22 protein-coding genes are annotated in these 23,741 nt (G+C 36.9%); 6 read left to right on the top strand and 16 right to left on the bottom strand.

Annotated elements, in window-relative coordinates; all coding sequences use genetic code 11:
* Nucleotides 1-482: 482 nt before the first annotated feature.
* Entirely contained in the window at nucleotides 483-1,712 is a 1,230-nt protein-coding gene (locus tag ACQKN2_RS14270; protein WP_427415537.1) for an EAL and HDOD domain-containing protein, read from the bottom strand.
* Nucleotides 1,713-2,162: 450 nt separating this feature from the next.
* On the opposite strand from ACQKN2_RS14270, the gene ACQKN2_RS14275 reads away from it, so the two are divergent.
* From ACQKN2_RS14275 to ACQKN2_RS14290, 4 genes are read left to right on the top strand one after another with little or no spacing between them, the layout of a single operon-like run.
* Entirely contained in the window at nucleotides 2,163-2,537 is a 375-nt protein-coding gene (locus ACQKN2_RS14275) for a GntR family transcriptional regulator (RefSeq protein ID WP_427415538.1), read from the top strand.
* The gene (locus ACQKN2_RS14280) at nucleotides 2,534-3,427 is read left to right on the top strand and encodes an ATP-binding cassette domain-containing protein (protein ID WP_427415539.1); all 894 of its coding nucleotides are present in this window, start codon (nucleotides 2,534-2,536) and stop codon (nucleotides 3,425-3,427) included. Before ACQKN2_RS14275 ends, ACQKN2_RS14280 begins: the two co-directional genes overlap by 4 nt.
* On the top strand, nucleotides 3,411-4,139 hold the full coding sequence (locus tag ACQKN2_RS14285; protein ID WP_427415540.1) for a hypothetical protein: 729 nt from the start codon (nucleotides 3,411-3,413) through the stop codon (nucleotides 4,137-4,139). The genes ACQKN2_RS14280 and ACQKN2_RS14285 overlap by 17 nt, the downstream gene beginning before the upstream one ends.
* Nucleotides 4,136-4,843, top strand: a complete 708-nt coding sequence (locus tag ACQKN2_RS14290) for a hypothetical protein (RefSeq protein WP_427415541.1) — start codon at nucleotides 4,136-4,138, stop codon at nucleotides 4,841-4,843. Before ACQKN2_RS14285 ends, ACQKN2_RS14290 begins: the two co-directional genes overlap by 4 nt.
* 84 nt (nucleotides 4,844-4,927) lie before the next feature.
* Here ACQKN2_RS14290 and ACQKN2_RS14295 read toward each other — a convergent pair whose 3' ends face one another.
* The 8 genes from ACQKN2_RS14295 to ACQKN2_RS14330 all read right to left on the bottom strand — a co-directional run bounded on the left by ACQKN2_RS14295 (nucleotide 4,928) and on the right by ACQKN2_RS14330 (nucleotide 14,743).
* Nucleotides 4,928-5,575 carry a VTT domain-containing protein gene (locus tag ACQKN2_RS14295; protein ID WP_427415620.1) on the bottom strand — a complete coding sequence of 216 codons (648 nt, stop codon included), beginning with the start codon at nucleotides 5,573-5,575 and terminating at the stop codon, nucleotides 4,928-4,930.
* A gap of 1,084 nt (nucleotides 5,576-6,659) precedes the next feature.
* On the bottom strand, nucleotides 6,660-8,207 hold the full coding sequence (locus ACQKN2_RS14300) for a fatty acid--CoA ligase family protein (RefSeq protein ID WP_427415542.1): 1,548 nt from the start codon (nucleotides 8,205-8,207) through the stop codon (nucleotides 6,660-6,662).
* 141 nt (nucleotides 8,208-8,348) lie between these two features.
* A complete protein-coding gene (locus ACQKN2_RS14305; RefSeq protein ID WP_427415543.1) occupies nucleotides 8,349-10,283 on the bottom strand; it encodes an FtsX-like permease family protein in 1,935 nt (644 codons plus the stop codon).
* Nucleotides 10,255-11,031 carry an ABC transporter ATP-binding protein gene (locus ACQKN2_RS14310; protein ID WP_427415544.1) on the bottom strand — a complete coding sequence of 259 codons (777 nt, stop codon included), beginning with the start codon at nucleotides 11,029-11,031 and terminating at the stop codon, nucleotides 10,255-10,257. The genes ACQKN2_RS14305 and ACQKN2_RS14310 overlap by 29 nt, the downstream gene beginning before the upstream one ends.
* Before the next feature lie 12 nt (nucleotides 11,032-11,043).
* On the bottom strand, nucleotides 11,044-11,478 hold the full coding sequence (locus tag ACQKN2_RS14315) for a hypothetical protein (protein WP_427415545.1): 435 nt from the start codon (nucleotides 11,476-11,478) through the stop codon (nucleotides 11,044-11,046).
* The gene (locus ACQKN2_RS14320; RefSeq protein WP_427415546.1) at nucleotides 11,475-12,473 is read right to left on the bottom strand and encodes a sensor histidine kinase; all 999 of its coding nucleotides are present in this window, start codon (nucleotides 12,471-12,473) and stop codon (nucleotides 11,475-11,477) included. The genes ACQKN2_RS14315 and ACQKN2_RS14320 overlap by 4 nt, the downstream gene beginning before the upstream one ends.
* Entirely contained in the window at nucleotides 12,473-13,177 is a 705-nt protein-coding gene (locus tag ACQKN2_RS14325) for a response regulator (RefSeq protein ID WP_427415547.1), read from the bottom strand. The genes ACQKN2_RS14320 and ACQKN2_RS14325 overlap by 1 nt, the downstream gene beginning before the upstream one ends.
* Before the next feature lie 573 nt (nucleotides 13,178-13,750).
* The gene (locus ACQKN2_RS14330; protein ID WP_427415548.1) at nucleotides 13,751-14,743 is read right to left on the bottom strand and encodes a lipoate--protein ligase; all 993 of its coding nucleotides are present in this window, start codon (nucleotides 14,741-14,743) and stop codon (nucleotides 13,751-13,753) included.
* A gap of 144 nt (nucleotides 14,744-14,887) precedes the next feature.
* Between ACQKN2_RS14330 and yhfH the strand changes: the two genes are divergently transcribed.
* A complete protein-coding gene (gene yhfH, locus ACQKN2_RS14335) occupies nucleotides 14,888-15,013 on the top strand; it encodes a protein YhfH (RefSeq protein WP_012292204.1) in 126 nt (41 codons plus the stop codon).
* Between the two features lie 345 nt (nucleotides 15,014-15,358).
* Here the strand turns inward: yhfH and ACQKN2_RS14340 are convergent, their stop codons facing one another.
* The 6 genes from ACQKN2_RS14340 to ACQKN2_RS14365 all read right to left on the bottom strand — a co-directional run bounded on the left by ACQKN2_RS14340 (nucleotide 15,359) and on the right by ACQKN2_RS14365 (nucleotide 21,942).
* On the bottom strand, nucleotides 15,359-17,548 hold the full coding sequence (locus ACQKN2_RS14340; protein ID WP_427415549.1) for a YhgE/Pip family protein: 2,190 nt from the start codon (nucleotides 17,546-17,548) through the stop codon (nucleotides 15,359-15,361).
* A 131-nt stretch (nucleotides 17,549-17,679) separates the two neighbouring features.
* Nucleotides 17,680-18,252: a TetR/AcrR family transcriptional regulator gene (locus tag ACQKN2_RS14345; RefSeq protein WP_427415550.1), complete on the bottom strand. Its 573-nt coding sequence runs from the start codon at nucleotides 18,250-18,252 to the stop codon at nucleotides 17,680-17,682.
* Nucleotides 18,253-18,374: 122 nt separating this feature from the next.
* Complete coding sequence (locus tag ACQKN2_RS14350) at nucleotides 18,375-18,908, bottom strand: FixH family protein (protein WP_427415551.1); 534 nt, start codon at nucleotides 18,906-18,908, stop codon at nucleotides 18,375-18,377.
* 3 nt (nucleotides 18,909-18,911) lie between these two features.
* Nucleotides 18,912-20,300, bottom strand: coding sequence for a sensor histidine kinase (locus ACQKN2_RS14355; protein ID WP_427415552.1), 1,389 nt, complete (start codon nucleotides 20,298-20,300; stop codon nucleotides 18,912-18,914).
* Nucleotides 20,297-20,980, bottom strand: a complete 684-nt coding sequence (locus tag ACQKN2_RS14360; protein WP_427415553.1) for a response regulator transcription factor — start codon at nucleotides 20,978-20,980, stop codon at nucleotides 20,297-20,299. Before ACQKN2_RS14360 ends, ACQKN2_RS14355 begins: the two co-directional genes overlap by 4 nt.
* Nucleotides 20,977-21,942, bottom strand: a complete 966-nt coding sequence (locus ACQKN2_RS14365) for a YncE family protein (protein ID WP_427415621.1) — start codon at nucleotides 21,940-21,942, stop codon at nucleotides 20,977-20,979. Before ACQKN2_RS14365 ends, ACQKN2_RS14360 begins: the two co-directional genes overlap by 4 nt.
* Before the next feature lie 194 nt (nucleotides 21,943-22,136).
* Between ACQKN2_RS14365 and ACQKN2_RS14370 the strand changes: the two genes are divergently transcribed.
* Complete coding sequence (locus tag ACQKN2_RS14370) at nucleotides 22,137-23,222, top strand: glycosyltransferase (protein WP_427415554.1); 1,086 nt, start codon at nucleotides 22,137-22,139, stop codon at nucleotides 23,220-23,222.
* Nucleotides 23,223-23,306: 84 nt separating this feature from the next.
* Here the strand turns inward: ACQKN2_RS14370 and ACQKN2_RS14375 are convergent.
* Nucleotides 23,307-23,741: hypothetical protein (locus tag ACQKN2_RS14375; protein ID WP_427415555.1), on the bottom strand; the 435-nt coding region annotated here is incomplete at its 5' end.

The following is a 23,741-nucleotide window of genomic DNA, read 5'->3' on the forward strand; positions in this document are numbered from 1 at the left end:
AGCTTCCTGGGGGCGTCGGGGCAACAGGATGTTGGTCACGAAGGCGTTATCACAGGACGTGATGCTTTTAGCCTTCGTTCCCCTCCCGCTTCGCTGCAGGGTCTCGGGCCAACAGATGTTTTCTGCGCGAAAGCGTAGTGCTAACGTAGCGGCAGCAAAGGGTTTTGTCTGTGCGAAAGCGAAGCGTCAGCAACAGCACCGATGTTGGTCACGAAGGCGTTATCACAGGATGTGATGCTTTTAGCCTTCGTTCCTCTAACGCTAATCCCCGAGGAGTCGCCCAGTCGTAACGAAAATCAACTAAATAAATAGCAAACATTTTAACGAATGTCATTCCTATTATGTAATGATGAGCCTATTAAAAGCATAAAAAATAAGCTACCTTAAAAAGAATTTTAAGATAGCTTATTTTTGACTTTTCACTAAAATATATACTTAACGGCTTATTCCACTAAACAAAAACAGATTATGGATTCTTATTTTTATAAAGATTTTTCTGCCCACTCCATAGCTTCATTGTATAAAAGATCAATGTTTGATAAATCAATATTGAGCTGAGGACCTAATTTCTCTAATGTAGACCAATCTAACTTGCCTAACGCAGTACTGAATTCCAAATAAGGTGTCATTTCAGTTTGATTACCTAAAAGCGTTGCTGTAATGTCTTCTGAAAAAGGTAGTTGCTGTAAAATAACATTCACCGGTCTTTGCAACATAGTGTCTATTAATGAAAACATCCCAACTAAAAAATATTCAGAGAAGTTTTTCTTATAAGAAAGCTTGGCTAATTTCTCACAAACTTTTGCTCTAAATAAAGATGTACGCATGACTTCTTTAAAAATATCATTATCAGCATTCCTATCAATTTCTCGCATCGCCAATAAATAAATCCACTTTCGTAAATTTGGAACCCCGAGTAATATAATCGCTTGTTTTATCGAACGAACCTTGGATTTAGAACGCATCTCTGAATTATTAACCATATGCAATAATTTATACGTTAATGAAATATCACGCTCAATATTATCTGCTAATAACTGTATATTAGGTTCCTCTTCTTTTAACAGCGTAATAATATATAAATATTGAATCGTATTTGCAGGTATATCGGTTGCTGTAATTATTTGAGGTTGTTCAAAAAAATAGCCTTGAAACAATTCATAGCCAGAATGCTTCGCCACTTCAAATTGCTTACGTGTCTCAACCTTCTCAGCGAGCAATTTTATGTGAGGGAAATTTTCTTTCACTTTATTTTCAATTTCCATTCGCTCAAGTAATGGTGAAAATAGAAAATCAACTTTTATATAATCGATATAAGTAAATAATTCATCATAAACTTGTACTTTATCATCCAAAATAAAATCATCTAATGCAATTTTAAACCCATAGGATTTTAGCTCCATAACTCTCTCAACTAACTGAGGTGTAATAGGGACATCCTCTAAAATCTCAATAACAACTTGCGATGGATTTATGTATTCATTTATAGGACTCATAAGCAAGTTTTCTGTAAAATTAACAAAACTAGGTTTTCCTTTTGTTACCTCTTCAATGCCAATTAAAAGAAATGAGTTTACTAGTACATCAATTGTGGCAGCATCTGAATCGACCATTGGAAAAGCATTCTCGTTTTTGCTGCGATATAATAATTCATATGCAACGATTTGTTCATGAAGGTTAAAAATTGGCTGTCTGCCGATAAATACTTCCATTTCATCGCCCCCATTTCTCCATTTTCAGTAATATTATTATAGCATTTTTCAGTACTATCTGCTTCTCATTCAAGTAATTGTCTAAAAATTGACTAACAATAATTAACATTATATACAATAAAATAATCGCCACATAGCGTGGTGGATTTCCGTTCCTGCTGAAGACATCCGATGAGCCACCATGACGCTATCCCCAAGGAGTCGCCTATTCTCCACTCCAATCAACCTATCCTCATTAATGCGCTTCTAAAAAATCGTTACCCAAAACTCCAAATTACTCATATAAAATGCTCTTCCTTTTTCCGATCTATCTTTTCAAATTCACTCAATCCTTCTTTAAATAAATTTGTAAGATATTTTCTTTTCATATAGACATTTACCAAATTGCGATGTATAGTACATTACAACACTAATGCACTGTATTTTGTAGCAACGAAAGGGGGTTTTTCGATGCACGTTCATCTAGATGGTACAACACCGATTTATATGCAAATTGCTGAATGGCTACAGCACGAAATCATTGCCGATCGATTACAGGCAGACCAGAAAGTTTATTCACAATATCAGCTAGCTGAGTTATTCAATATAAATCCCGCCACAGCTGGTAAGGGATTGACAATTTTACTGGAAGAGCAACTTTTATATAAAAAGCGTGGATTAGGTATGTTTGTCACCCTGGATGCAAAGGAACGAATTTTATTGAAACGTCGCAACGAAACATTGACCAAAATGGCACAAGAGATCGTATTAGAGGCAAAACGTTTACTTGTATCTGATGAAGAATTGCTAGTGCTCATTCGAAAAACACTGGAGGGATTGGAATGAATATTATTCAATGTGAGGAGTTATCTAAAAGCTTTGGACGTCGTCATGCACTGCAACGCGTAACCTGCGCTATTGATGCTGAAAAAATCATTGGCATTATTGGTCGCAACGGTGCAGGTAAGTCGACATTGCTGAATATTATTGCAGGCTACACAAAGCCTACGACTGGTTCATGTAAAGTGTTTGATGAAAATCCCTTTAATAATATTAAAACAGCTGCCAATATGATTTTTATCGATGATCGATTAAGCTTCTCTGATTACTTGTCGCTCGAGGATATTCTGAAGATGGGGGCTGATTTTTATCCTAATTGGCAAAATGAGTTAGCTTATCGCATGCTCGATTATGCGGGTATAGATCTCACAGCAAAACATCAGCAACTATCTAAAGGTCAATTGGCAACCTTTAACCTTGTTTACGGATTAGTAAGTCGCTGTGCACTAACCATTTTAGATGAGCCGATGAATGGTATGGACGAAGCGATTCGTACAGATTTTTACAGAGCGATTTTAAAAGAATACCTAGCATTTCCACGGACATTTTTAATTACTAGTCACCATTTACAAGAGATGGAATCTATTTTAGAAGAAATTTTATTAATAGATGAAGCCTCTGTCATCGCCCACGCGCCATTGGATGAATTTAAGGAACAGCTCATATCGCTTAGCGGACCAAGTGATGCACTTGCGGATCTGCTATCTGAGACGGAAGTTTACGCTCAAAAGATTGTGGCAGGGATGACCTCAGCAATAGTAGATACTAGTAAACTATTCGTCTCAGAAGAAATACTTCGAACAAAAGGCATCAAAGTATCAGCCCTTTCTGCAAGTGAAGTTTGCAAGTATTTAACAAGTAAAAAAGGACGTGATATTGATGCAATCTTTGACTAATATTTCACTTAAAACAATTGTAAAAAAACAGGTGAAATGGAAAGCTCAATTATATATTTCTGCCCTTAGTTCCTTAGTTATTTTACAGATCATTTTTGGCGTTTTAACATTTAGCTCTGGAAGTGGATCTTATGGTTCTGGGCGTGGAAATTTAGATGTTCAATTCTCTATTTATTCACTCGATATATTTCTTATTATTTCAGCAATATGGGCATTTATTGTAGCGCTTCTTTTTACAACAAAAGCATATCGTATTGATGATTTATCCGTTGTTTCTAGTCGGACATCTAGCGCCATTGCAAATATATTGGTTATGATTATATACAGTTTTATCGCAGTTATCCTTATGATTTCGACATACTATTTACAAGTATTAGGAATTTTGTTAGTAGAAAAGAAATCTTTTGTACTAGACCATCTATTTATTTCACCATCAGTATTCATATTATGTTTCAGTAGCATCTGTTTATTTGGCGCAATCGGCTTACTATTTGGCACCAGCTCCAAGGGGCCCGTAGTTATAAAAATATTTCTATCGACTTTTATGCTGTTTTGCTTTATATACATTTTTATGGCACCCAATTCTATTAACATTGGTTCGCTAATGATGTTACCAAATCTTATGATTAGTGTTCTTTATTTGCTTGCGGCTTTACTATGCTTTAGCCTCACTATTTGGATTGCTAATAAATCGGAGGTGTCTCGCAAATGATAGCGACATTTTTCTTGTTTTTTATTCCACTACTGCTCGTAGCAGCTATTTTTCTACTACTAAGTAAATTAAGTAAAAAAACTAAAAAAATTTGGACACCCAAGCGTATTATGATTTGCATTACCTGCTATATCGTACTTGGGCTCACTGCCTTCATTTATGTTAACTTTTTTTCAGAATCAAACATACCAGTGCTTTCTTCTTCAGAAATGAAACAAATTGAGAAAAAATTGGATCAAATCCGAAAGTATGATCAAGAATACGATTCTTCGTATTTAACTGAGGACTATAAAAAGAAAACATGGGAAATTAACTTTGAAGGAGATACATTGCCTATTGTTATTAATGATGACAATAATTTAAGCTTGAATATTCGACAGCGTTTTAATGACAATATTGAATCGGGGAAAGCTCTTGTTACGTATTATCAATTTCCTTTCATAATAAATGGTATCGATCTTTCAGATGAGGTACCTTTACCTAACGTATACGTGGCACAGAACCAGCTATTCATTGAATCTCTTTCTAGACAACAAGTAAATTATTATCGTATAAAAGCCACATTAGGTATCTTAGATTTTAATCGAGAAGTAGAACGAGAACGATACGAAATGGACTATTCCTATTCAAATGTCTTAGTTATCGACATACCAAGAAGTACAGATCTAAAAGATTCCCAAGGCCTTGTGCAATATATTGAATAGTAAAAAACGGCTCATCACCTATAGATGAGAGAAAAAATAAAGACAGTCCTATGTGATTTTTCACCACATTTAGACTGTCCCTTTTTATTTTTTGCTTGTTTTTGCTTTAACAGCACCAATAACAGCTGGTACAACTGAAAGTAAGATAATTAATATAAGAACCGTTGAGAAGTTATTTTTAATAATTGGAATATTACCAAAGAAATAACCTAGGAATGTACAGCTGAGTACCCATAACACCGCACCTACAACATTATACATAATGAAATAGCTATACTTCATCTTACTTGCCCCTGCAACAAAGGGTATGAATGTACGGATGAAGGGCATAAAACGTGCGATGACAATCGTTTTTCCACCGTGTTTATTAAAGAACTTTTCTGCTGCCTCCATACGTTCTTTTTTAACGACTCTACCAAGGAAGCTCTTTGGCGGAATAGATGTTCCCACTTTATGACCAATATGATAATTCATCGTATCCCCTAAAATTGCAGCTGCTAAAAACACAGGAATTAATATCCACATGTTAAACGCGCCCATTGCTGCTGCCAATGTACCACTTGCAAAAAGCAAAGAATCGCCTGGTAGGAATGGGAAAATTACGACACCTGTTTCAACAAAAACGATTGCAAATAAAACGAAATAACTCAAATTACCAAACTCACGAATGATCTCTTCTAAATGCACATCAATATGCATAATAAAACTAATTAACTCTTTGATGAGTTCTATCATTTTTCCATATGCTCTCTTTCAATTTAATTTTCTAAAGGCTTTGACGTAGCTAGACACCAAAGGGTTCCATTCTTCTTGACGGTCTGTAGTATTACTTCTCCCTCACTATATGACAAGCCTTTAAAAAGTATGTAGATTTCATAAGTTTGATTTTATCACTTACAGACATCTACACTCAACTATTTAAATAAAGTGGCCATACTTTTTTACATTGCTGTAATGATGTAGTAATAAAGAATTACAGGTGTGTTGATTTACCATTTTTACATTCTAATTAATTCGAAGAGGCTGATTTCCACTACGGGCTACTCGCTTTGTCGCTGACGCTTCGCTTTCGCGCAGAGCAAGGCTTCCTGCGGGCGAGCCTCGAGCCGCTTCCTCCGCTGGTGTTGTTGCTGTCGCTTCGCTTTCGCACAGATAAAACATTTGCTGCCGCTACGTTAGCACTACGCTTTCGCACAGAAAACATTCGCTCCGTGCAGGGTCTCGTCTGTCTCGCTTTCCCGCGGGAGTCGAGTAGCCCTACGTTACAATCAGTTAAAATGGGAGTATCTTAGCAAAATAGCAACAAAAAATCCTTTTTTCTTAATCAACACGCCTGAAAGAACTATCTTAAATTATATTAGCTCCCTCTAAAATTTTTTTACAAAAAATAAAAAAGCTACCAAATAGTAGCTTCTTTATTGGTTTCATCACCAGAAGTTTGAGATGACATTGGTTAAAATGCATGCCATGTATATAAGTTGATCTTCGTTACGGCAGGTCGACTCCTTGGGGATTAGCGGTAGAGGAACGAAGGCTAAAACCATCACATCCTGTGATAACGCCTTCGTGACCAACATCATGTTGGCCCGAGACCCTGGAGCGAAGCGGGAGGGGAACGAAGGCTAAAAGCATCACGTCCTGTGATAACGCCTTCGTGACCAACATCCTGTTGCCCCGACGCCCCCAGGAAGCTCTGCTCTGCGCGAAAGCGAAGCGTCAGCGGCAAATGTTTTATCTGTGCGAAAGCGAAGCGTCAGCAACAAAGCGCCCCGTCGGAACGGAAATCAACCACACGTTATAGTGATGAGCATTTATTTTATACTTTTTCTTTTAATGAACGGCGTAAAATTTTTCCTGTCGTATTTTTCGGTAATTCATCCAGAATCTCAATTACTTTAGGAACCTTGTATTTCACCATATGTTTTGCACAGTATGCGAGAAGGTCTTTTGTTGAAGTTGCATCTTCATCTTTTAAGACAACATATGCATGAACTGCCTCTCCTAAATTAGGATCTGGGAAACCTACAACTGCCGCTTCAACGATATTTTTATGTGCAAAGAGTACTTCTTCAACCTCTCTTGGATATACGTTAAAGCCGCCTACAATAATCATATCTTTTTTACGGTCAACGATGTAGAAGTACCCTTCCTCGTCAACTTTAGCTAAATCCCCTGTGTATAACCAGCCATCACGTATAGCCATAGCAGTTTCTTCAGGTAATTTATAATAGCCCTTCATAACGTTAGGCCCTCGTACAATTAGCTCCCCTACTTCGCCAACTGGCACTTCTTGTCCATTAACATCGACCACTTTATTTTCAACATTGGAAATGGATGCTCCAATAGAACCTGCTTTACGCTCACGATCCAATGGGTTAAAGCACGTTACTGGTGAAGCTTCTGATAAGCCAAAGCCTTCTGAAACACGCACATTAAATTTCTTTTCGAAATTATGTAGTAGTGCTACAGGTAAAGATGAACCCCCTGAAATAGCTAAACGTATTGTTGAAAAATCTTCAGGGTTGCCATCAGGTAATTGATACAAGAAGTTATACATAGTTGGCACACCCGCAAAGACTGTTGCTTTTTGTTCCTTCGTAAATTTAAAGATTTCAGTTGGACTGAAACGTGGTACAAGTAGAACTGTTGCTCCACTCAATAAAGGTGCATTGACGACGACAGTTAACGCAAATACATGGAAAACTGGTAAAGTAGCGATAATACGATCATCTGCTTTATAGCCTAAATAATGCGCCACATCTCGTGCATTTGAATAGATATTGCCATGCGTCAGCATTGCACCCTTTGGAGTACCTGTCGTTCCTGAAGTATATAAAATAATTGCATTATCTTCGTTAGCTACTTCTACTGGTTGGCAAGAGTCTGATACACTAGCAATTACTTGTGAAAATAAATGTATTTTTGCCTTTGCCTCATCGGATAGAGTAGTTACTTTTTCAGCAACATCTGCTGTTGTTTCACAAACAACAAATGTTTTTACTTTCGGAAAAGCATGTACACCCATTTCTACTAATGGAAGAAGTGCATCCAGTGCAATAACAGCTTTTACATCACCATTATGCAAAATATACGCAATTTCATCCGGTGTATAGATTGGGTTAATCGGAATTGCCGTTGCCCCTAAACGCATTGTTGCATATAACGAAATTAAATAATGTGGTGTATTGCCGAGTAAAAACGCCACATGGTCCCCTTTTTCTATCCCTAAATCTTGTAACCCCTTTGCAAAGCGACCAACTGTCTGTTCAAACTCACCGTACGTCGTATCTTTCCCCATAAAATGATACGCAATTTTATCCGGTTGCTCTAATGCTTGTTGACGAACACTTGAAACTAAATTCAATTACACCATCCCCTTATCGTATAAAATGAATCCTTATTCAGTAATATTATATAAGAAATATATTTAAAAAACAACGAAACTTTTTATTTCATGTCATAAATTACGTCAAATAATTCATTTTTTTCTCTCTTACAAATATTACTACGAACGAATATGCGAGATGTATCGCCAACGAATCAAGTAAAAATAGACTACTTGTATTAAAACAAAAAAGCTAAAAGATAAGACAACTTCTTTTGCAATGGAAATATTAGCAATATCCTTTAAAATACCTTGAACCATCAGAAAAGCAAAGAGGCTATGCATCATTGCAACACCCCAAGGCAAGAAAAATTGTGGGAATAAATGACGATTCACAAGCTTTTTGAGCTCCGTATCTGTTAAGCCCATTCGCTTTAAGACATCGAATTTACGCTTTTCTCTTTCTAGAGAAGCATGGAGTTTAAAGTAAACGAAGCTACCTGCTGCTAATAAAAATACTGTTGCTACTAAGACCCCTACTAATGTGAATAAAGAATAAGTAGCTAATATATAAGAATAATTTAAACCTGCATTTTCAAAGTAAAATGGGCTAAATTTATTCTTCTTATAAAAATATTGAGCCGCTTCTAACGTATTTATGTCCTTGCCGATATCTTTCGTTTCCATCCACTGAGGAATATAGAAAGTAAATAAATGATAGATTGGCTGATCAACGTTTTTATCGGTAATCGGCTTTATGAGCTTTACAAAATCCTCATCACTTATCACTATAGAATTCACACTAACAATAGACCCAGGGAATACTATTTTAGGATATACGCTATCAATGGTGATTGGGATAGAATTTTCCTCTAATACTGTATGCACAACTTTATTTTTTAGTTTGTTTAGAGACTCTTCCGAATATGGAATAAACACTGCCTCTCCTGGAGCCATATCAAGTAATGGGTAACTGTAGGAAGAAAGTAATACATTCATATCTGATTCCCTAAAAACCTCAACCTCATTGTGCGTATATGAAGAGGTTTGCTTGATAACAACAAAGCGAGATAAATGATAGGACAAGCCCTTTTCCTCTAATTCAATTCGTAAAGAGGCGATATGATTTCGCTCATATGGATTATCGACATCTCCCTTATAGACAAGCCCTAGTGGATTTAAACGATCATAATTTATTGTATATGAAGACATCGTTGCTAAAGCACCGACTGATAAAAAGGCCATTGTTGACACCATCGTTACTACAAAAAACATTTTCACATTATCCATCATAATATGAGTTTGCTCAGCTAACGACAGAAGGCGATAGCGTTGCCAATGAAACTTCCGTTTCCCTCGTGCTTTATCTAAAAAGCAAGGTAAAGAATCACTGAAAAAATAATACGTTCCAAAGGTCGCTAAAAACGGAATTAATATTGATAACTCTATTAATGATGTTTTCGCTACGATAAATGATAGTACATACGTTGATAAAATAAGGGTAATACCAAATACAGCACGAGTTTTTGAATAGGTTGAAACACTATTTAAATAGTCACTCCCTTTAAGTAGATCGCGCAATTTTCTTTCACGTGTAAAATATACACTAATAAAAGAAATAACCACAAAAGCACTTGTAAAGACACCAATTGTCAGTAAAAATGGCTCCCATGAAACATATAAGGGTAAATCATCTAAATGTAAAATTTCCCGTACAATCATGAAAAAGAATTTCGAAAACGAGAAACCAAATATAATCCCAACAAAAATAGAACCAGATCCAATAATCATTGTCTCCAAAAAGACAAGCTTATTCATCTGGCGTTTTTCCATTCCTAAATGTAATAAAATTGCAAATTCATGTGATCTTGCCTCTAAAAAAGCACTCATCGAATAATATAAAAAGAATAATGTGAAAAGGACGAGTACGATTTCCGCACCGACCATCCCAATTAACGATGCCTCTCCTAAAATTCCTTGTTCAATATCCGGATGAAACATGAGCATTGAATAGATAAAAAACACAGCTACAGAAAAAAAGCTTGCCATGAAAAAGGCACCGTATATACGGCTGTTCCGTACGACATTACGGTAAGCGAATTGTCGAAAGGTCACCTACTTGTCCTCCTCCTAGTAAGCTCAACACATTTAATATTCGCTGGAAAAACATTTGACGACGGTCATCTTTGTAAATTTCATTAAAAAATTCTCCATCTTTAATAAATAACACGCGATCACAGTAGCTAGCTGCAATTGGATCATGTGTTACCATGACAATCGTTGTTCGTCTTTCCTGATTGATTTTTGTTAAAAGCTCAAGTACATCACGCGAAGAATTCGAATCCAAATTCCCGGTCGGCTCATCTGCTAAAATGAGACTTGGATTATGAATAAGTGCCCGACCAATGGCTGTTCTTTGTGCTTGTCCACCTGATATTTCATTTGGGCGTTTATGCAAGAATGAAGTTAAATCGAGCTTTTCCACAATGCTTGCAAGACGCTCCTCTATCACTGCTAATGGCTGTTGGTCTAATGTCAATGGCAGCACAATATTCTCTTCCACTGTTAACATATGCAAAAGATTAAAATCCTGAAAAATAAAACCAAGCTGTCTTCTTCTAAAGTAGGCTAACTCAGTTGCTTTCAGCATATGAGGGTTCATATCATCTAAAATGATTTCTCCACTCGTAGGTTCATCAATCGTAGAAATGATATTTAATAACGTTGTTTTTCCACTTCCTGATGGACCCATGACTGCTAAAAACTCGCCTTCCTCCACCTCAAAGCTTAGTTGATTTAATGCACGATGGGTTACTTTTCCTTCATACACCTTCGTCACGTCTTTTATTTGTAAAATAGGCATATCTTGTTCACCTTATTTCTTCATTAATTCCATAGATTCTGGTAAAAGCCACTGCAATACTACCTCAAAGCCAATTTGAAAATGCGGCCCTGTTAAACATTCAGCTGACTTATTACCATCCTCCTCCACTAGACTAAAGCAATGTGAACCAACAATTAGATCCCAGGCATCCATTTCACCTTCAATTACTTCTCCACAAATCGTATAATGTCCACTGTACATCACTTGTTCACCTTCTACAGGAAAAGCGTGAAGTAAAGTTGGTTTATATAAGTCTAGCCCAAGCTTATTCGAAAAATGCATGACTTCTTCATTAAGAAAAAGACTAGCCTTACGGAAATTTTTGCAGGATAAACACTCACAAACTTCGTTATGTGATTCGTATAATGCCTCTGTTCTCTCCGTCTCTACATTTAAAATCCACTCAGCCAAACATACCTCTGTCATTTCCGATCCCCCTTATTCGTAAATGTCACTGTAACAATTGTTCCTTTCTCTACCTCTGATGTAATGTTTAATTCGTGACCGAGTTTTCCACAGATTTCTTTCGCTAAATATAAGCCCATGCCTGTAGATTCCCCAGTTTTACGCCCATTCTCACCAGTAAAGAAGGCTTTAGTGACACGGGAAAGATCGGAAGCAGGAATACCAATACCTTCATCACATATGGCTAATTGTACGTGGTCATTCTTTTTAACGGCAGAAATCACTATTTTTTTATTTGCCTCAAACGTATATTTAACCGCATTGGTGACGAATTGTCCGATAATAAAGTGAAGCCATTTTGAATCACTTGCTACGATAATATCATCCTCAATATGAATTTCTGGGAAGACACGCTTCGTAATAAATAAACGTTTATTTTCATTTACAGTTGCCGTAACGATCGTTTTTAAAGCAACCTGTTCTACTTGCATATCATCTTCAAAATTTTCTAATCGAGCATTCACCAACACCATATCTAAGCCTCTGCGCAAGCGATCAATTTCCTCTTGTACATTCTTCTTATCGAGAGGACGTTCATCCTGCAATAAAAGCTCAATAACAGAAATTGGTGTTTTCATCTGATGTACCCATTGATTTATAAACTGATCATGTCGTTTTTGGCCAGCATATAACGATTGAAGCTCATGCTTATACAGTCGATATAATTCATGCATATATTTTTCAGCCTGTATCGCCTCAGGTGTTTTAGCATTTTTTTGCAATACATCCTCCATTGTTTTAGGCAGCAGCGATATTTTAATTAAATAACGTTGACGCATTAAATAGCGGATAAGTAAAAATGAGGCTAGTAACACTAAACTAATACAGAAGGAATATATAGCAGTATCAACATTTCGAAAGCCGTCCAACCAATACAAGACCATAATAAAACCGACTAATAAGAACTGGAATACAATGAACGATGCGTAATCACGCAAAAACAATTTCCAGCCCACTATAACTCACCTGCACTTAAAATAAAGCGATAACCTGCTCCGCGTACCGTTTCAATAGAAGACATAATTTGATAATCAGCTAGCTTTTTGCGCACTCGTGTCATATTGACGTTCAACGTATTCTCATCGACAAATGCCTGATCGTCCCAAAGCTCTTCTAACAGTTGCTCACGCGCCACTACTTTTGGAGCATTTCCCATTAACAGTTCTAAAATGATACATTCTTTTTTCTGAAGTGGGATCTCTAAATCATGTTTATGAAGCTCCATTCTTTCTAAATGAAGAACAAGCTGTCCTTGTTTAATTGTCCGTTCTTCTTGTCTTGTTGCGTATTCGCCATATGTACGACGCAAGTGACTACGGATTTTAGCCAGCACAATCTCATAATTAAATGGCTTCGTAATGAAATCGTCGCCCCCATTTTCTAGCGCAAAAATTTGATCCATTTCCCCAGAACGAGCGGAAATAAAAATAATTGGACAAGTTGTATGTTGACGTAGTTGACGACACCAATAGTAGCCATCGTACGAAGGTAAATTTATATCAAGCAACACCATGTGTGGATTAAATGCTGTAAATTCTTCAACGAGATGATCAAACTCTTTGATCGTTTCCACTTCGTATTGATATTTTCTAAGCGTTTCTGCGAGCAATGATGCAATCTTTACATCATCTTCGACAATAAATATTCGATGCTTCTCCATACCAACACTCCTTTCTATCTTATATTGTATCAAAAAAAGGCCCGCCGACATAACTGTCAGCGAACCTTTTGTAGCAAAAGTTAACCCGTATCGATTTATTAGAAATCATTTGTACGGCTTATCATCAAAGCGTGAGGTTGATTTCCGTTCCGGTTGGCGCTTTCCTGGGGGCGTCCGATGAGCCGCTTCGCTTCGCTGCAGGGTCTCGGGCCAACAGGATGTTGGTCACGAAGGCGTTATCACAGGATGTGATGGTTTTAGCCTTCGTTCCTCTATCGCTAATCCCCAAGGAGTCGCCATCCTCCACTTCAATCAACTATTTTCATGGCATATGTTTTAATAAAATGTTATCCCTAATTTCCGATGATGGACCAAAATACATTGGAAAATCACTTGCATGGCTCATACCAAAACATGGGGTTGATTTCCGTTCCGGCTGGGCACTTTCCTAGGGGCGTCCAGCCTTCACTCCAATCAACATCTAAACATCGCATATGTTTAACAAATGTCATCCTCTTCTTTTGATATTGAGCCCTCAATAAGGACATTTGCCAATTTCTTCACAAGCTTTTCTTAATAAATTAATTGTAAAAACTCTTCTGTCGTAATTCCACCAAAGTATGTTGGAATATCAATATCTGCTAACGCATTAGCAATTGTAGTTCGATCATAGTTTGTCCCAACTAATCGTTGTTCCACATCTGTCATGTCGCCCACACCGAAGAAATCACCAAAAATATGTGCTTCTTCAATATTTCCGCGATTCACCTCTAAGCGAATATCAATGCCCCCTGTTGGGAAGCGATGTGTTTTTTGAATATTAAAGCGTGGTGATTTCCCATAGTTCCATTCCCATGTTTGATAACGCTCTGCAGATAGCTTGTGGATATTTGTCCAGTCTTCCTCTGTTAGCTCATAATAGCGAATATTTTCTTCACCACCGAAAATGGATTTTAAAATTTCTAGACGGAATTCTTCGACTGTCATTTTATCCTTTAAGAACTCAGAAATATTAGCTACTCTTGAACGAATCGATTTAATGCCCTTTGATTCAATTTTATCTTTCTTCACCTTTAATGCAGATACAACAGCATCAATTTCTGTATCAAACAATAATGTACCGTGGCTAAACATACGGCCCTTTGTAGAAAACTGTGCGTTTCCGGAAACCTTACGTCCTTCCGCTAAAATGTCGTTACGTCCTGAAAGCTCAGCATGAACGCCCATTTTTGCAAGTGCATCGACAACAGGCTGCGTGAATTTTTTATAATTCATAAAGCTATCGCCATCGTCTTTAGTAATAAAACTGTAGTTTAGGTTCCCTAAATCATGATACACTGCACCGCCACCAGAAAGGCGTCGTACAACGATTATGCCATTATCCTCCACATAATCTGTATTAATCTCTTCGATAGTATTTTGATTTTTACCAATGATGATTGAAGGCTGATTTATGTAAAAAAGTAGCACTGGCTCTTTTTCAACATCCATCGTTTTCAATAAATACTCCTCAATGGCAAGGTTAATGCGTGGATCATGAATCCCTTTATTATCAACGAATATCATAAATTACGTTTCCTCCTTCACAAAATATTCATATTTATTTTAACGTAAATTAGGCATTTTGTGTTGACGAAAAGCATCTGTTATAATACACTATAAAATATCAAAACAGTAATAGTACAGATGAACTTAAAGGAGGAGTCCACAATGTTAGAAAATGTAGTTGAATTTTTCAAGAACCTACCTGCAAAGCAATGTACAGAATGCGGTGAAAAAATTGAAGAACAAAGTGAATGCTACAGCAACACTTGTGAAAAATGTAACCACCTATAAGCATTTGCCTATTCTGTATTAGTCATATACGTGCCCCACACGTACTAATAATGACACCCCTCATCATAATTTTGATGAACCCTTAATTAAATCTCTTACACTTAAAAACAGCAGCCGATACGCTCATATCAGCTGCTGTTTTTTGTATGATTTTTTTGCATATGTGCTGTTTTGTTGAAGTCGAGCCGTTATTCCTGGTACTTGAGCAATTGTTGAAACTACCCAATCACATTCTCTCGTTACCGAGCAGTTCTCCCCGCTACCGAGCATCTCTTCCCTTGCCAGACAATCATTCAACCATAAAAAAACACCCACCAATATCGGTGGGCGTAAAAAATTCCTTTTTTAGTTTTCTTCGGCTACTTTTGAGTAACGTTTTGTGTGTAGTAACATGAAGTAACCGAATGTAATAGCTAAGAATGCTACTAGGAAGCCTGCTAGAATTCCGTAGTTTTGCATTAAGAATGATGTATCACCAGTTGAAATACTTGCTTTAAATGCTGAAACAGTATATGTCATTGGTAATAGTTTATTAAATACTTGTAATGGTGATGGGATTAACTCAAGTGGGAATGTACCCGCACTTGTTGTAAGTTGTAAAATTAATACAACAATCGCCATGAAGCGTCCTGGATCACCGAAAATAGATACTAACATTTGAATTAAAGCTAAGAAAACATAGCTTGTTAATAATGCTGTTAAGAAGAAGTATCCGAAATTGTTTACTTCAAGGCCTAAGCCCCATTTTACAATAATCACTGTTAATATAGTTTGAATTAAGCCGACTATTGCTAAAACTGAAGCTTTACTTGTAAACCAAGTTGCTCCATTTTTTGGACGAATCGCTGGTTCCACAAGTGGGAAAACGATAGAGATTAATAACGCACCAACGAATAAGCCAAGGGAAATAAAGTATGGTGCGAAACCTGTTCCATAGTTAGGTACATGGTTAACAGATTCTTTATCAACCTCAACTGGGCTACCTACCATATCATAAGTGTCTTTGCTTGCATGAACTTCTTTTGCTTTTTCACTTGCTTCACCTAGTTTGCCAGATAAAGTTGATGTACCATCTGCCAGTTCAGTTGAACCATCAGCAATTTTCCCAGAACCCTCTGCTATTTCACCTGATTTAGATGCAAGTGTTGATGTACCCTGATTCAATGTTGTCGAACCACTTACTAGTTGATTTAAACCTGAAGCCAATGCTTTAGAACCTGTTCCGACTTTCTGAACACCGGCATTTAATTCGCCTAATTTTTGAGCAAGTGTTGCATTACCAGCTTGAAGACCTTTTGCTCCTTCGATTAATGCACCACTTTTTGATGTTAATGCATTAGCTCCTGCTAACACTTGTGATTGACCAGCTGCAATTTGTGATGCACCAGAACTTAATCCGTTAGCACCATCTTGTAATTGTTTTGTACCAGCAGTTAAAGCACCTAAGCCATCATGCACGTTATTACTTCCTGCTTGTAGCTTTTGTAATGTTTGTTTTAATACTGCCGCTTGCTCTTCAGGCAATGAACCCATCATGCCTTCTAATTGTTTAGATAATTCATTGATGCCTGCTGCTACTTGAGCAGAACCATCTGTTAATTGACCTGCTGCACCATTTAATTGACCTGCACTATTAGCAATTGTAGCTGCGCCTGCAGTAATTTGTTTTTGATTATCGCTAATCTTAGCTAAGCCTGCTTGAACTTGCGCTACACCCTGTGTATATTGTGATACACCTTGTGAAAGAGTTGATGCTCCAGATGCTGCTTGCTGTGCACCTTGTTGTAACTGTCCAGTAGCGTTTTGTATGCTTCCTATACCAGTATTTAATTCATTTGCACCGTTTGAAGCGTCTCCAATACCTTTAGCAATTTTATCTGCACCATTCGACAATTCAACCGAACTCGATGCTAATTTCTCTAAATAACCTTTTAGATCTTTTGTACCGTCCGCTAAAGTTTTTGCACCCTCATCTAGCTTACTTGAGCCATCTGCAGCCTCCGTAAAGCCATCTCCCATTGTTGTAATAGAATCAAATATTTTTTCAGCATAAGTAGTTGAAACTTGTTTATTCACTTCCGCACGTATTTTTTCCATTGCTGATTCACCAATTTGTGCACTAAGGAAGTTTAATCCTTCATTTGGAATATAATTCATGACTAATTTAGAAGGTTTGTCATCTAATAACGTAGTCGCATGCTCAGAGAAATTTGATGGAATTTCTAGAGTCATATAATAATCACGGCCATTTAGGCCTTTTTCAGCGTCTTCTTTGGATACTTCAATAAACTTAAAGTCGTTACTCTCGACAAGCTTATCGACTAAATCGTTCCCTAAATCTAATTTAACGCCTTCCATTTCAGCGCCCTTATCTTGGTTGACAACTGCTACTGGCAAATTCGGCAGGCCTTTATATGGATCCCAGAACGCCCATAAGAACATGCCTGCGTACATGACCGGGATAAATAATACAGCGATTATTGAAACAAGCATTTTTCTTGTTTTAAAGATTTTCAGCCACTCAGCTTTAATCATAAGTTTTCTTCACTCCTATTAATATTTGACCGAAAACATAAGTCGGTCATTTTTATTCAAAAAAAAAGCTAAATCTTCAGAGGGTTTAAAACACCTAGACTGTCATTGATTCACCTTTTAACTCAACGAAATCAAGTTAAAATTAGCCCACGGAAAATTGTTTCCTTGAAAAGATTTAGTATCTTTTCCTCTGGAATAATTTCGCCATGTAGCTCATACCAATCAACGATAAATGCTAGATACGCCTTTAGCAACAGGAAGCTTACTAATTCTGCATCACAGTCTCTAATTTCTCCTATCACGATACGTCTTTGAATTAATTCAGTAACGTAGGATAAAATTTCAGTCTCAATGCGAACTAAAACTTGTTTAACTGCCGGTGTTCGTAATTCCTTTTCCTCGTCTAATAACTTTACAAATAAAAGATGTTTTTCACGGAACTGTAGCATTTTCATTAAAGCATTGTGCGCATTATCCATAAAGCTAGCTGATGCATCCAACACTGCATCCGCTTCTGCTTGCATCTCTCGTACAAGTGACATAGCTATCTCTTGAAATAAAATTTCTTTATTTGCAAAGAATGTGTAAATCGTCCCTTTACCGACATTCGCAATTTTAGCTACTTGCTCCATTGTTGTCGCCTTGTACCCAAACAATGTAAAGGATTTTGTAGCTGCTTCAAGAATTTCCTGCCTACGATCCATTAGTAACATCCTTTCCTGTTATATTATGTACATGCCTTTGTACACGAAAATGATAATGACCAGAAAACCATTTCGGTCATCTGGTCATTATCATATTCCTATTTTAAAAATAATGCAAGCATTTAATGGTGATTTTTTTCACTTTTTTCGTGATCACTATGCTCAGCACCCTCTGATTTATCATTGCCGTGATCCATCATGTTATGATCCATGCTGTTGTTATTTGCTTTTTCATCCTCTGGTAAAACTTTTGTCATATCAGGACTGCCAGCTACAATTTGTTGCTTCGGCATATTATGAATACCATTAGCTGTCGTATGAGCATACATATAATATACGCCATCGTGGTCAAACGTAGTCTTCGCTTTATAAACGCCATCTTTCTCTAATTTACCCTCAAGCATTTGCCCTTCATCTCGTTTACCAGATTCCCACACTTCAAATTTCACATCTGCATCATCGATATTTTTACCACCTTGTTCAACTTGCGCAGTAAGCTCAACTGTTTCATTTATTGTTACTTCTTTTGGTGTTAAAATTTGAACCTCCAACATTTGTGGCTCTTCTGGTTCTGGTAAAGCAGTCGATTCTTTCTTTTCTCCGCAACCTACTAATAATGCAGGTACTGCAACTAATGCCAATAACCATTTTTTCATGTTTTATTCCTCCATTAACGGCAATGTAATTTTTACAATTGTGCCCTTTTCAACTTCACTTTTAATCTCTATCTTGCCCTGTAATTGCTTCAACAATTGTTCAACAATCGACAAGCCTAGTCCACTGCCACCATCTGCTCGGCTCCGTGCCTTGTTAACACGATAAAAGCGTTCAGTTACATGTGCTAAATCCTCCTGAGGAATACCAATTCCATAATCCTTTACGGTAATTTGTGCATTCCCATTATCCTCAAAAGCAGTAATTTCAATCTTTGACTGCTCATACGAGTAATTAATAGCATTTTCAATTATATTAATAAAAACTTGTTTAAGTTTTATTTCATCAGCTTTGATGATTAATGCATCATCAGCATCTAAATGGAGTGCAATGCTCTTCTTCTCTGCCTGATGGATTAATATTTTTTGAACCTCACGTAATGTTTCGGCAAGAGGGATTGGATATAAAGTAATTTCCGCCTGTTCATTTTCCATACGAGCAAGTTGAAGTAATTCATTCGTTAAACGTTCCATACGATTTGCCTCACGTACAATTAGCTGGATTGTTTCCTCTCTTTGATTGTCTGGAATAATGCCATTCTTCATTGCTTCACTATACCCTTTTACATAGCTAATGGGTGTCCTTAGCTCATGTGAAACTGTAGCTAAAAATGTTTTTTGAGCCTCATCCTCTTGTTGGATCGACTCAGCCATTTTATTAAAGGTGCTAGATAATCTTCCTATTTCATCTTTTGAATGAACTCGTACGCGTGTTCCATAGTTTCCGTATGACATTTGCTCAACAGCTCTTTGCAAATTACTTAGTGGTCGCATAATCTGACGAATTCCTTTATAAATTAAATAGCTGATGACAATTAAAAATATAAAGGCACTGACAAATAAGAAAATGACTTCATTATTCGCTAACTCACTAATTTTTGCTAAAGGGAAGTAAATATAGATAATGCCTTCAAGCCTATTTTGATCTACTAGCGGAAGTACTACAGAAATTAACTGTCTATCAAATCGAGGTTCATACCCAATTTTCTGTACATATTCACCTGCCAGTAATTGCTGTCGCTCTTCTGGGCCAATTAATGTTTCAAAATCAATATCAAACGGCACACAGGCACTTAGTTCTCGCGGATTTCTTACAGCGAAAATATTCAAATTCGAATAATTAGTATAATGTTCAATATCTGCAATAAATTCATCCGTTACTTTACTACCGGTATACATCGTTTGTAGCTTTGACCCTACTTCTACCATCATCTCTTCCGTGTCTTCTACATAAAGCCGTTCATATAAATAATCAGTCAGGACATACATGAAGACAACGGTAATAATTAAAAACGCAAAGATTAATAGCCAAATACGTGTTGAAATCTTTTTCATTCGCCAGGATCAAAGCGATAGCCCACTCCCCAGACGGTTTGAATATGCCCCGCCGCTTCCTTTCCAAGCTTTATACGTAAGGTTTTTATATGAGTATCAACAGTTCTTGTGCCCCCTACATAATCTATATCCCAAATGCGTTCTAGTAATTGCTCCCTTGTATACGCATTTCCAGGGTTATTCATAAATAAATGTAATAGCTCAAATTCCTTTAATGTAAGCGGAACACTTTTTCCATCTACAGATACCTTGCGTGCAGTCTCATCTATTTTAATAGGTCCAAACACCACATATTTTTGCTGTAATTCTTCAATATTAGTACCACTTCTTCTTAACACAGCATGAATTCGCGCAACTAACTCATCGTTTGTAAAGGGTTTTACAATATAGTCATCTCCGCCAATTGTTAGGCCTTTCACTTTATCCTCATTGGCATCGCGTGCTGTCAGGAAAATAATTGGTATATTCGACATCGCACGTATACTTTGACAAACCGCAAAGCCATCTTCATGCGGCATCATCACATCAAGTAAAACTAAATCAATTTTTTCCCGCACAACAATATCATAGGCTTCTGTACCACTTGCTGCCGTTAAGGTCTCAAATTTAGAATTATTGAGCATCATTTCTATTAAATTACGCATATCTTGCTCATCATCAACAATTAATACAGTTGTCACATTTTTTCCTCCCTCACTAACAGTTGAAATGCACCTTTCCCCACATCAACTGTTTTTTTCACCTGACCTTCTTTTATGAAATACAAAGTATGGTCATCATAGCCAGCGACAACAATATAATCTTTAAACTGATTTACGGCAAACGGATTAGCCCCTACCTCTTGCTGCCATTTCACATTTCCATCAAAGTCAGCAACATATAATTTATTATGGCCATGACTAACAACGAGGATAGCATCCTTTGTTTTAGTTAATCCGACAGGCATTAAAGGCATTTTTATCTCCCCTTTTTTAACGCCTGTCATCAGATCATATTTTTTAATAGAGCTATTCGGTTTACTGCCTTCTCCATGACCACCTATCCAAAGTTCATTTGTCTCTTCGAGAATGGTTATTCCATGGGATGATTTTTGAATCGGCCACTCTTGCTCAACCTTTAGATTTTCTATATTTAACACCGATAATTTCGTATCTTTATAATTAATCACATATAGCTTATCTTTATAGGCTGCCATCGACATAGGATAATTACCTAGCTTCTGCGTTGCCAGTTCGTTGCCCTTCTCATCAAAGCTTGTCACTGTATTTGTTTTACTATTCGCAATAAAAAACTGTTTTTTATTTTCAGCATAATACACATTCGTTGTACCAAGCTGTACTTTTTTGGAATAGAGCTTCTTTCCGGTTGATAACGTATAGACGTCTATTTCATTTAATTGATGACCGTACAATAACACACGATCATTTTCAAGCAGTATTGCCCCTGAGTAAGCTTTGTCAAATAACCATGTTGCCATCACATTCCCTTGTCCATCTATAAAATCTAGCGAAGGCTCTTGTATATTTAAGGACGCAATAAAATTCTGATCGCGTTCAATAGGATCAAACGATTTCTCCGTACACCCTGCTAGCCATATAAGCTGTACTAAAGAAAAAATGAAGAATACCCATTTTTTCAACATCATCACCTCTGTTTCTTAACTATACTTCACAATTGTGAAATTCGCGTGAAACTTGAGAGGTAAATTTATGACAAAGAAAACAAGCAAATTTCACGATTATTACTATGTAATACTACATCTACGAGCATTTATCCAAACCAAAAAATATAGTAGTTCATATACTACATAGATTACGGTAAGGAGGAATCCACTTTATGGTGTCCATTAGTTTATGTATGATAGTGAAAAATGAAGAAGATGTCATTGGTAGATGTCTAGCATCTGTAAAAGGATTAGTCGATGAGATTAATATCATCGATACAGGCTCTACCGACAATACAAAGCAAATTGTTAAACAGTTTACAGATCGTATTTTTGATTTTGAATGGATTCAGCATTTTGCAGCAGCAAGAAACTTTTCCTTTCAGCAAGCAACAAAAGAGTACATTTTATGGCTAGATGCAGACGATGTATTGTTAGAAGAGGATCAGAAGAAATTTAAAGCACTAAAAGAATCCTTGAGTCCTGAAATAGATGCCGTTTCGATGAACTATAATTTAAGTTTTGATCATGAGGGCAATGTAAGTTCTCTATTAAGAAGATATCGTTTAGTAAGAAGAGATAAACAATTCCAATGGATTGGTGCCGTACATGAATATTTAGAAGTCGGCGGGAAGCTTTTGGATAGTGAAATAGCTGTTAGCCATTTACCGCTTAGTCATGATCATACGCGGAATATTAACATCTATAAGCAATTAGTTAAATCAGGAGAACCACTCTCTCCACGAGATACATTTTATTATGCAAATGAATTACTAGATCATGAACAATATGAGGATGCAGTATTTTACTATGAAACGTTTTTAACTTCTAAATTGGGCTGGGTAGAAGATAATATCCGCGCCTGTTTTAAATTAGCAGATTGTTATTCTCATTTAAATGATAAAGAAAATAATTTGAGTTCCATTTTAAGAAGCTTTGAATATGATATTCCTCGCCCGGAAGCTTGTTGTAGACTTGGTTTTCATTTCATGGAACAAGCCAAAAATTATGAAGCAATATTTTGGTATGAACAAGCACTTGTCATCAAGCAAAATCCTAACACTCCTTTTCAAAATAAAACCTTTACAACATGGTTGCCCCACTTACAACTCTGTGTCCTCTTTGATCGGTTACAACAATATGAACTTGCCAACGCACATAATGAATTAGCAAGATCCTATTTACCAAACGATGAAAAAATACTGCACAATAAAACATATTTTGATCGTATTTTAAATAAAGAAAATGAGATATCTTAAATACCTTCTATATTAATGGGTTGTATTAAACAGTGATTAAAAAATACTTTTATCATTATTGATATTTTTAGATTAACCAAGTAGTTAACTGTCTATTTCATCTTTTCCCTCTATGAATACGATGTTTGAGAGAGGAGGTGAAACAATGCATTTTGGACAATTTAAAAATAGAATCTGCAGCAAATGTAATACATTCCCGTGTTGTTGTACTCCTTGTGCTCCAAGCTGTCCTGTTTGGCCTGTTAAACCTGGAAGAACTGGCCCTACAGGAAGTACTGGGGCTACCGGCGTGACCGGTTCTACTGGTGCGACTGGCGCCACTGGTGTTACTGGCGCCACTGGTGCTACCGGTGTTACTGGTGTTACTGGTGTTACTGGTTCTACTGGTGTTACTGGTTCTACTGGTTCTACTGGTTCTACTGGTTCTACTGGTGTTACTGGGGTTACTGGGGTTACTGGGGTTACTGGGGTTACTGGGGTTACTGGGGTTACTGGGGTTACTGGCTCTACTGGGGCTAC

This window comes from Lysinibacillus sp. NPDC093688 (genome assembly GCF_050280145.1).
GTDB lineage: Bacteria > Bacillota > Bacilli > Bacillales_A > Planococcaceae > Lysinibacillus > Lysinibacillus xylanilyticus_B.